The 9,976-nt window shown below is 39.5% G+C and carries 6 protein-coding genes and 1 pseudogene; 4 read left to right on the top strand and 3 right to left on the bottom strand.

The annotated features are described in order from the left end of the window. On the bottom strand, positions 1 to 2,188 hold a 2,188-nt coding region (locus tag AC1DND_RS13435), incomplete at its 3' end, for a SusC/RagA family TonB-linked outer membrane protein (RefSeq protein WP_477582281.1). Between the two features lie 103 nt (positions 2,189 to 2,291). Continuing rightward, on the bottom strand, positions 2,292 to 3,269 hold the full coding sequence (locus AC1DND_RS13440; protein WP_477582283.1) for an anhydro-N-acetylmuramic acid kinase: 978 nt from the start codon (positions 3,267 to 3,269) through the stop codon (positions 2,292 to 2,294). Positions 3,270 to 3,422: 153 nt separating this feature from the next. Between AC1DND_RS13440 and nagB the strand changes: the two genes are divergently transcribed. The 3 genes from nagB (at position 3,423) to AC1DND_RS13455 (ending at position 7,745) form a co-directional block, all read left to right on the top strand. Beyond that, positions 3,423 to 5,348 carry a glucosamine-6-phosphate deaminase gene (nagB, locus tag AC1DND_RS13445; protein ID WP_215124687.1) on the top strand — a complete coding sequence of 642 codons (1,926 nt, stop codon included), beginning with the start codon at positions 3,423 to 3,425 and terminating at the stop codon, positions 5,346 to 5,348. 177 nt (positions 5,349 to 5,525) lie between these two features. Next, positions 5,526 to 6,686, top strand: coding sequence for an acyltransferase family protein (locus AC1DND_RS13450; RefSeq protein ID WP_477582285.1), 1,161 nt, complete (start codon positions 5,526 to 5,528; stop codon positions 6,684 to 6,686). Positions 6,687 to 6,722: 36 nt separating this feature from the next. Next, entirely contained in the window at positions 6,723 to 7,745 is a 1,023-nt protein-coding gene (locus tag AC1DND_RS13455; RefSeq protein ID WP_477582287.1) for a LacI family DNA-binding transcriptional regulator, read from the top strand. A 6-nt stretch (positions 7,746 to 7,751) separates the two neighbouring features. Here the strand turns inward: AC1DND_RS13455 and AC1DND_RS13460 are convergent, their stop codons facing one another. Then, positions 7,752 to 9,296 carry a glycoside hydrolase family 10-like protein gene (locus AC1DND_RS13460; protein ID WP_477582288.1) on the bottom strand — a complete coding sequence of 515 codons (1,545 nt, stop codon included), beginning with the start codon at positions 9,294 to 9,296 and terminating at the stop codon, positions 7,752 to 7,754. A gap of 206 nt (positions 9,297 to 9,502) precedes the next feature. Between AC1DND_RS13460 and AC1DND_RS13465 the strand changes: the two are divergent. After that, positions 9,503 to 9,976, top strand: a pseudogene (locus AC1DND_RS13465) (hypothetical protein); the annotation flags it as partial.

The following is a 9,976-nucleotide window of genomic DNA, read 5'->3' on the forward strand; positions in this document are numbered from 1 at the left end:
TATCTGTACCGATTTCAAGCTCTTTTTGGCGCTCAGGTTTCACACTCGTATTAGCCAGTGTCGTTAACGATGTTAATGATGTTTTGCTGTTTAGGGCATTTGGTGAATAAACGTTGAAACGATCATATGCGCCAATCCCTGTTAAATTTCCAGACTGGCCATAAGCTGCTCTTAATTTGAACGCATTCCACCATGATGATACGCCAAAATCTTTCCAATAATCGGCAGATGACAACACATAACTCACGTTAGCTTTAGGATAAAACTGCGTTCTATTATCTTCTCCAAATACGGTAGATTGATCTACTCTTATGGCGCCGGTTATAAATAAATGGTCTTTATATTTAAAATTTTGTTGTAAATAAGCCCCGCTAATTGAGAATTCTGAACGATTATCAACATTAGGTAAAGCAGTACTTGCTCCATTCACTACCTGAACAAAAGGAGCTAAACCACGTCCGTTTAGTAAGCTATACAGGTCTTTTTGATATTGATAAGATCCGCCAAGTTGAGTAGTTGAACTAAATAATTCAGAAATTTTAGCATCATAGGTGAAGTTTAACTCATTATTAAATAGTGTGGTTGTTGCATTCGCCGCACTTGCATAACCGTTTAAAGATGGATCTAAAGTTGGCCCACCACCATAAAAACCCGTACTTACATTATACGCAAAGGGCGGAATAAATGTTGTCCCATTTTGGATTGAATTATCAACCCCCATAGTATAGTCAATAGTTAAGTTTTTAACAGGAGTAAGTTTTAATCCTGCATTTGCAATAATGCGATTGGTAAACTGGCGTTGCTTGATATCTTCAATAACAGAAACTGGATTAACACGTYCGCGTTCTCCGATGGCTTTTAAATTGCCTAATGCATCTCTGGTAAACAAATCATGAAAATTGCCAATAATGGTTACCGAATTCATTGGTGAAAAGAATGAATTCCCATCTGGCTTTTCGTTGGCATCGCTATGAACATAATTAAATCCCGCAGTCATTTTTGCCCATTTATTAATGGTTTGATCAAGATTTGCCCTGAAATTCATTCTGGTGAAATCAGTGTTTTTAATGATCCCCTGGTTTGAAAAATAACCAGCAGAGGTATAAAATTTAGTGTTGTCATTACCTCCAGAGACTGAAACTGAATTATCTGTCCCAATACCTGTCCTGAAAATATAATCCTGGTAATTATACCTGGTTACCGGAGTTGTTGTAATTAACGCAGGGGATAATACATCCTGAGTTTGCGCAGTTGGCCCATCTGTTGGTCCTCCAAATTTTGTTGGCGATTGATTGACATCAATTTGTTTGCGCAACTCACTAATGGTTAAACTGGTGCTGAAACTCACTTGCGGCTCGCCAGTTTTACCCCTCTTGGTGAAAATCTGGATTACCCCCGCATTTGCCCTCGAACCATAAATGGCTGCTGCTGCTGCGCCATTTAAAACCTCAATATGATCAATATCCGCAGGACTAATATCCACCATCCGGTTTTGCCCAATACTTCCGACAAAGTTTCCACCATCATAATTGGCTGATGTATTGGTTACTCTGGTTGTAGAATTGTTTACAATTACCCCATCAATGATGTAAAGTGGCTCTGAAGATGAGTTAACCGAGCTCACCCCTCTTAAACGAACAGAAATTCCACCAGCTGGGTCTCCAGAATTTTGGCTGATCTGTGCGCCGGGTGTTTTACCTTGTAATGACGCCAGTGCATTTCCACTAGGCGCCTTGTTTAAATCATCACCTTTTACGGTACTCACGTAACTACCGAGCTGTTTACGGGTAGTTCCTTGAGAGGTACCCGTAACAATTACCTCATCGAGCCCCACTGCATCGCCACTTAAAGCACTATTAGCCTGAACTGTGGTATTATCGCCAAGTGTTACCGTTTCGATATTCGATTTAAAGCCGATAAAAGAAATCTGAATCTGATATTTACCAGGGGCTAAATCAACCGAAAAGCTATACGTTCCACTCGAACTTGTGCTTGTTACGAGATTTGTATTGATAATTTTCACAACAGCACCTGGAACAGGGCTGTTATTTGCGGCGTCGGTAACCTTACCGCTTATGGTATACCGTTTGTTTTGTGCCTGCGCCATTTCTGTAAATAAGAGCAGCAGAAATGGGATCAACAAAATTGCGAAGAATCCTGGTGACCATTTTAGGTAACTTTTTTCCATAAAATTTGGTTTTGTTAGAAGATTAGTGTTTAAACAAATTTAACAAAATACCGCACAAACCAAATTTTTAACCTGTACAAACTGATTTACAAAATTGTGCTTACTAGGCTGGTAAACTGATTTTACCCATGCAAACCGAAGGCACGCCTTGCCTATCACCAAAGTTTATCGGTTTGCCACAATGACATAAGGTAGCCATTACATCTTCCCTACTTAAATCTATTGTTAAAGACTCTTCTTGAGCGTTTGTCAAATACTCCAGATTAAACAATTCTGGTCCTGTGGTTTTAGGAAAATCCAGATCAAAAAAGCTGCAATTTAATAACGCAGACAATAGACTGGGATTAGATTCGCCAGCCAAGGCAACAGCTGCATTTTTATCATAAAATTGATTAAAATGTTTCTGCATATACTGGTCCATCAAAGTATTTCCAGGGCCAACATCCGTCGAAAAAATTTCACTGGCATCCGTACTGCCTGGCAAATAGGTGAAATTTGCTATGCCGCCTATATTTAACATTACCCGATCTTCGCCAGCTTTCGAAAATATTAAATAATCGCCATAGACCGCTAAGGGGGCGCCTTCCCCGCCAGCGGCTAAGTGTTTTTGTCTAAAGTCAGACAGTGTGATAATCCCGGTTTTTAGCGCAATATGATCACCGTCACCTATTTGTAATGTACCATTAGGATAATCGGTCATTTGATGCAACGATTTTGGTGCATGAAATATGGTTTGTCCGTGGCTGGCTATAAAATCTATATCCTCATTTTTATAGCCCCATTCTTCCAGGGCTTCATTTATTAGTTGGGCATGGGTATTTGCAATATGCTCATTCATTAAGCACACCAATTGTAAATCGACTTCTTTTTTAGAGAAAATGGCTTTTATTTTGGCCCTAAAATCATCGGTATAATCGCCTGTTTTAAATTTTAAAATCCGGATATCCGTCTCAGCACCGCTTCCCTTTACCAAACAGAGCGCAATATCCAGTCCATCCATTGATGTTCCACTCATCAATCCTATAATTAAACGTTCCGATTTCCCTGCTTTCGAATACAACTTTTCAATCTGTGTGTTCATATTGCTTTTTTATCTTAAAAAGATCAAACGTTTGTCTGCCCCTCTAATCGAATTTTATATAAATACTTGCAATAAAAGTAAATAACCTTTGTTACAAATTGGGCATAACTCTCTATATTTACTGCTCCGTACATTAAAATCCATATAAAAAAAATGGCTAGATTAAATCTACTGGAGGAGACACGTTTCGAGAAATTACCGGTAAGCGTGTTCGAAAATCCAAAAATTGCTTCAATTAATGTTGCACACCGCATTGCCGAGCTCATTAAATCTAAACAAGCAAGCAACACACCTGCAGTACTGGGCTTAGCAACAGGTGTTACCCCAATTGCAGTTTATGCCGAATTGGTTAGACTGCACAAAGAAGAGGGCTTGAGTTTTAAAAACGTAATTACTTTCAACTTGGATGAATATTATCCAATGGCGCCAACAGCGGCACAAAGTTATGTTACGTTTATGAACGAAAACCTTTTCAATCATATCGACATTGATAAGAAAAATGTTCACATCCCTGATGGCACACTTGCGCTGGAAGATATTCCTGCATTCTGCTTAGAGTATGAAAAGAAAATAGGTGATCTTGGTGGTCTTGATATCCAGATTTTAGGTATCGGCCGTACAGGTCACATCGGATTTAACGAGCCGGGATCTGCACCAAATTCTGGTACACGTTTAGTTACTTTAGATGACCTTACCCGCCGCGATGCCGCACGCGATTTCGGCGGAAAAACCTTCGTACCTACTAAGGCCATTACCATGGGTATAGGTACAATTTTCAAAGCAAGGGAAATTATATTGATGGCCTGGAGCCGTAAAAAAGCTTCGATTATCAAAAAAGCTGTTGAAGGTGAAATTTCGGGCGATGTTCCGGCAACGTACCTACAGCTTTCTGACCATGTGGAGTTTATCCTTGATGCACCTGCAGCTTCAGAACTGACCCGTTTTGACACCCCATGGTTGGTTAAAGACTGTGTTTGGACAGATGCTCTGATCCGTAAAGCGGTGATCTGGCTGGCCAATACCTTGAAAAAACCGATCTTAAAGTTAACCGAAGACGATTACAACAATAATGGTATGGCGCAACTGGCTACTGAAAAAGGACCAGTATACAATATCAACATCCACATCTTTAATAAATTACAGCACACCATTACAGGTTGGCCAGGAGGTAAACCGAATGCTGATGATTCGCAGCGTCCGGAAAGAGCTGAACCTGCTAAAAAGAGAATAATTATTTTCTCACCGCACCCTGATGATGATGTGATCTCGATGGGCGGTACTTTTCTTCGTCTGGTTGATCAAGGGCATGATGTACACGTAGCTTACCAAACCTCAGGTAATACCGCGGTTTGGGATGATGATGCACTTCGTTTTGTTGAGTTCAATGTAGATTTTACAGAGAAAATGGGTATGGACAATACACATTTGAAGGATCTCTACAATAAAATGAGAACCTTTATTGAGCAGAAACAACCAAACCAGATAGATACGCCAGAGATCCAAACGGTTAAAGGATTGATCAGAAAAGGCGAGGCAATTGCCGGCGCAAGATATTGCGGTCTTGAAGATGACCATATCCACTTTCAGGCGCTTCCTTTTTACGAAAGCGGTAAGGTTCAGAAAAACCCGGTAACGGATGCTGATATCGAGCTTACAATAGCACTATTGCAAAAAGTTAAGCCTCAACAGGTGTACGCGGCAGGCGATTTTGAAGATCCGCATGGAACGCATATTGTTTGTTTTAATATTATTTTAGAAGCATTAAAACGTTTACGCAAAACCGAAGCTTGGGCACAAGATTGCTGGTTGTGGATGTACCGCGGTGCATGGCACGAATTTGAAACATATGAAATCGAAATGGCTGTTCCTATTTCTCCACAAGAGCTTGAGCGTAAAAAATATGCGATTTTCAAACACCAGAGCCAAAAAGACAGAGCAGTTTTCCCTGGTGACGATGCTAGAGAGTTCTGGCAGCGTGCCGAAGACCGTAACCGTGATACTGCAAAAGCCTACGACGAACTTGGACTTGCAGAATATGAAGCAATGGAAGCTTTTGTACGCTGGAAATTTGTGGATTAACTAGTGTTAAAATAAATATTGATCCTGCCTTGTTAACTCAAAGCAGGATTTTTTTTGCCCAACCTGCGAAGTCTCAAAAGGACAAGAGTGCAGAAAGACTTCGGGAAGTAAACCGATTTATTTCTCATTCTAAAAACAATACTCTAAATTAGTTTGCTGAACCCAAACAAGCTAATCATGACCGAACCTAAACAACGATTGTTATCTCTTGATTTTTTCAGGGGATTAACCGTAGCCGCAATGATCTTAGTGAATAATCCGGGCAGCTGGGGGCATATTTACGCGCCTTTAGAGCATGCGGAATGGAATGGATGTACCCCCACCGATTTAATTTTCCCATTTTTCTTGTGGATTGTTGGTGTATCCATTGCATTTGCCATGAGCAGCAGCAAAACAGATCCACCTTCACATCAAAAAACAATCATAAAAGCCATTAAACGTGGCATTATACTTTATTTACTCGGTTTCTTTTTGGCCATTTTCGGAAAAATTATCAGTACCATAATAGATGACAGATCAATTTGGGAGGCTTTTCAAACGGTTCGTCTTTTAGGCGTTTTACAAAGAATAGGCATTGTTTTTATCATTAGCAGTATCATTTTCATCAAAGTATCGAACAAAACCATATTCAAAATCTTAATCGTAATCCTTGCCCTTTATTGGGCCTTAATGACATTTATTCCTGTACCGGGAGTAGGCTATCCCAACCTGGAAAAAGAAACGAATTTAGCTGCCTGGATCGACCGCGGAATTTTAACCGAAGCACATACCTGGGCTTCATCCAAAACCTGGGATCCGGAAGGGGTTTTGAGCACATTACCAGCAGTAGGAACCTGCTTATTTGGCATTCTGGTTGGCGTTTGGATGCGCAGAAAAGATGTCGACAATGCAACTAAGGTGGCCTGGTTATTTACTACAGGTGTAACCGCTGTTATTTTAGGTTTACTTTGGGATTTACAGTTTCCGATCAACAAAGCCCTTTGGACAAGTTCTTACGTACTTTATGCGGGTGGATTGGCGTCGATAGGAATGGCACTTTGTTACTGGATCATCGATGTTCAGGGTTACAAAAAATTCACCACTCCTTTTGTTGTTTATGGTGTAAATGCCATAACAGTCTTTTTCTTAGCAGGCCTAATGCCGCGGATATTAAACCTGATCCAGATTACCAAACCTGATGGTACAAAAACAGGATTATTGGTGCGCTTTTATGAAACTTGTTACACTCCGTTTTTTAGCCCCATAAATGCTTCCTTAGTTTGGGCCATAACCTATGTACTCGGTTTTTATGTGTTATTATATTTTATGTATAAAAAGAACATTATTATTAAGGTTTAGTAAATTTACGCTATAATTGATTGTCCCCCTCTGCAATTGAAAAAGAAAACCACCATATACGATATAGCCAAGGAGCTTGATATTACTGTATCAACAGTTTCAAGGGCACTTAGTGGCTTTCCGGCAATAAGTGACGCCACCAGAAAGGCTGTTGTTGAAATGGCTAAAAAATTAAACTATAGCCCGAATAAACTCGCCTCTGCATTAAAATCTGGCAAAACCCATATTATTGGTGTAATTGTACCAAGTGTACAGGCACACTTCTTCGCATCTATCATCCATTGTATAGAAGACGGACTCAAAGACAGCGGCTACCGTGTTATTATTTACCAATCTAACGAATCTGTAGAGAACGAAATAAACGGCGTAAGAACCTTACTAGAGGCACAGGTAGATGGTATTATGGCCTCCATGTCTTTAGAAACAAAAGATGTTTCGCACTTTGCCGAAATTATTAAGCAAAATAAACCACTTATTTTATTCGACCRGGTAGATCTGGAGCTAAAAGTCCCTACCATTACACTTGATGATTTTAAGGCAGGTTATATCGCTACGAAACATTTAATCGATCAGGGTTATAAAAAAATTGCATTTGTAACCACCGTTCATCAGATTAAAATATTTAACGATCGCTTAKAAGGATACAAAGCAGCCTTAGCAGACCATAACCTTCCGCTAATGGAAGAACATATTATTTTTGGCGGTTTATCCATTAAAGACGGTCGGTTTGGCGCTGGCAGGTTAATGCGCAGCAGAAACAAGCCTGATGCTATTATTGCGGGTGACGATTTTACCGCCTTAGGTGTAATTAAAAAGCTTAAAGAGATTGATGAAACACCCCCTGAAGTTGGTGTAATTGGTTTCGCCAATGAAGCTTTCTCCGCTTACATTACACCTAACCTATCAACAATTGATCAGCATGCGTCACAAATGGGCAAAGAATGTGCTAAAATGTTTCTGAAAATGATTAATCAGGAGAGCCCATACGCCAACATGGAGCATATCGTGCTCGATCCTGCTGTTGTAGAAAGAGAATCAACCAATAAGAAAGATAAATAGCGCTTATTATTCTTTCGCTAAAGGAACTTCGATACCAACAGGACCACTCGGTTCACTTTCATTTTTTAGTCGGTCTAGCGCAGTTACAAGGTAGCTATACCGCTTTCCACTTTCTACACTGGTATCAATATATGAAAGATAATCTTCAAAGCTTATTTTAACAATGTTCTTAGGATCGAGTACCGAAATTTTTTCTCCTTCACTAAAGCGGTAAATTACAAATCCTGAGGCCGTTTCTCCATCTTTTGCCTTTAAGGGAAGTTGCCATTTTAAATGCACACCATCTTTTAGTGCATCAGCTGTTAATGCCTGGGGCTCGTTTGGCGGCACTTCATCCAGCCATGGCATTTGCGGTGGCAAAGCAGGGTACTTATAAAAATCATTCTTTAAGGAGTCGCCCACAGCTTTAGCAACTGTACTTAATGATTTAGAACTAAAAAACACGCTCCCTTGAATTCGGTTGTTATTTCTTATGTATCTAATCTGATTTGGTATTTCACTTAAGTTTTTCCATGCTGCTTCTGCCCTCGAATTTACCAGATAAGCACCCTGTCCGATATAAACATGCCTACCAAAGGTATTATTGCTCCACCAGTCGACCAAAATACCATAGGGAGCAACTCTTCTGGTAAACGTAAAATAAATTTGAGGGTTGATGTAATCTACCCAGCCTTCTCTAACCCATTTACGGCTATCGGCAAAAAGTTCTGCATAATTGGATAGGCCACTGGTAGCAGAACCTTCGGGATCTTCATTTTTATTTTTCCAGATACCAAAAGGACTAATACCAAATTTTACCCATTTTTTATAGTGGTGAATACTATCATCCAGCTGCTTGATGAGCAGATCGACGTTGTTGCGCCTCCAGTCTTTTATATCTGAAAAATTATTCGGGTATTTGTAAAAAGTATTACCATCGTTAATCGTTTGCCCCTCTACTTTATAAGGGTAAAAATAATCGTCGAAGTGAATTCCATCAATATCGTATCCTTTTACTACATCTAAAATTACCTGAACAATATATTCCCTTACATCTGGAATACCCGGGTCAAACTGCTTTTTGCCACCATAGGTAAAAAACCAATCAGGGTGTTTACGATAAGCATGGTTTTCGCTTAAAACAGCGGTACTGCTCATACTTGCCCTATAAGGATTAAACCAGGCATGAAGTTCCATTCCCCTGAAATGGGCTTCTTTAATGGCAAAGGCCAAAGGGTCGTAACCAGGTGCAGGTGCTAAACCTTGTTTACCCATTAACCATTGGCTCCAGGGCTCTCTGGATTTTGCGTAAAACGCATCGGCTGCTGGTCTAACCTGCAAAATAATTGCATTCATCCCTTGACTTTTATGTCTTTCTAAAATACCGATCAGCTCCTGCTTTTGTTGATCGATGCTTAAACCTGGCTTCGATGGCCAGTCTATATTGGTAACAGTAGCCACCCAAACACCCCTAAACTCCCTTTTTGGTGCAATTTTTGATAAAGGTTGTGCATTTAATATATAAGGTACTACAGTTAAAGATAAAAGTGCGTATAGGAAGTTTTTAAGCATTATTTCTGTCTTATTTTTTTATTCAGGTTGTGTGTTTGTGTTGATTTGAATACAAATGAACATTAGCAAGTAAACGATTTTTTTTAAAAACTCTTATAAGTTTTTAAAAAATTTAATTTGCGCCCTGCTAAAATTAATTGTGTACACCCATTTACCTATGGAGAACAAAAGTATATTAATTTACAGAAGATACAGCGTTATTAAAAATGGAACCACAAAAGATTAATAAGGGTGATAGAAACAAAATTTACTTCCTGGTCATCGTTATTGCAGCTTTAATTGGCACAAATGCTTACTTGTTTTTTAAAGATCGACAGCAAAGTGAAAGATTTGTTACAGTTAGCACAGAGAAGGATAAACTGCGGCTCGAGGTAGAAAAGATTGAGGTTGAGCTGGATAAGGTTAATGCATTGAACCTGGATTTAAACGAGAAACTTGTTGAAGAGCAGAAACTTGCCCGGGTAAAAATTGAAGAACTTAAAGCGGCTTTAGAAAAAAACCAGATTACCCAAAGCGAACTCGACAAAGCCAATGTACAAATAAACGAGCTGAAGACATTTGTTAAGAACTACAATGATCAGATTATTCAGCTGCAGAAAGACAATATCTTTCTAAAAAACAGTCGTGATAGTTTACAGAATACACTAAGAAACATCAGCAGTAAGGCATCGAACTTAGAG

Source organism: Pedobacter sp. 01N416 (assembly GCF_056399685.1).

What these genes read in the sequence shown, in the direction of transcription:
- AC1DND_RS13440 (WP_477582283.1), bottom strand. Translation starts at nt 3,269, where the DNA reads ATGAACACACAGATTGAAAAGTTGTATTCGAAAGCAGGGAAATCGGAA.
- nagB (WP_215124687.1), top strand. Translation starts at nt 3,423, where the DNA reads ATGGCTAGATTAAATCTACTGGAGGAGACACGTTTCGAGAAATTACCG.
- AC1DND_RS13460 (WP_477582288.1), bottom strand. Translation starts at nt 9,296, where the DNA reads ATGCTTAAAAACTTCCTATACGCACTTTTATCTTTAACTGTAGTACCT.
- AC1DND_RS13450 (WP_477582285.1), top strand. Translation starts at nt 5,526, where the DNA reads ATGACCGAACCTAAACAACGATTGTTATCTCTTGATTTTTTCAGGGGA.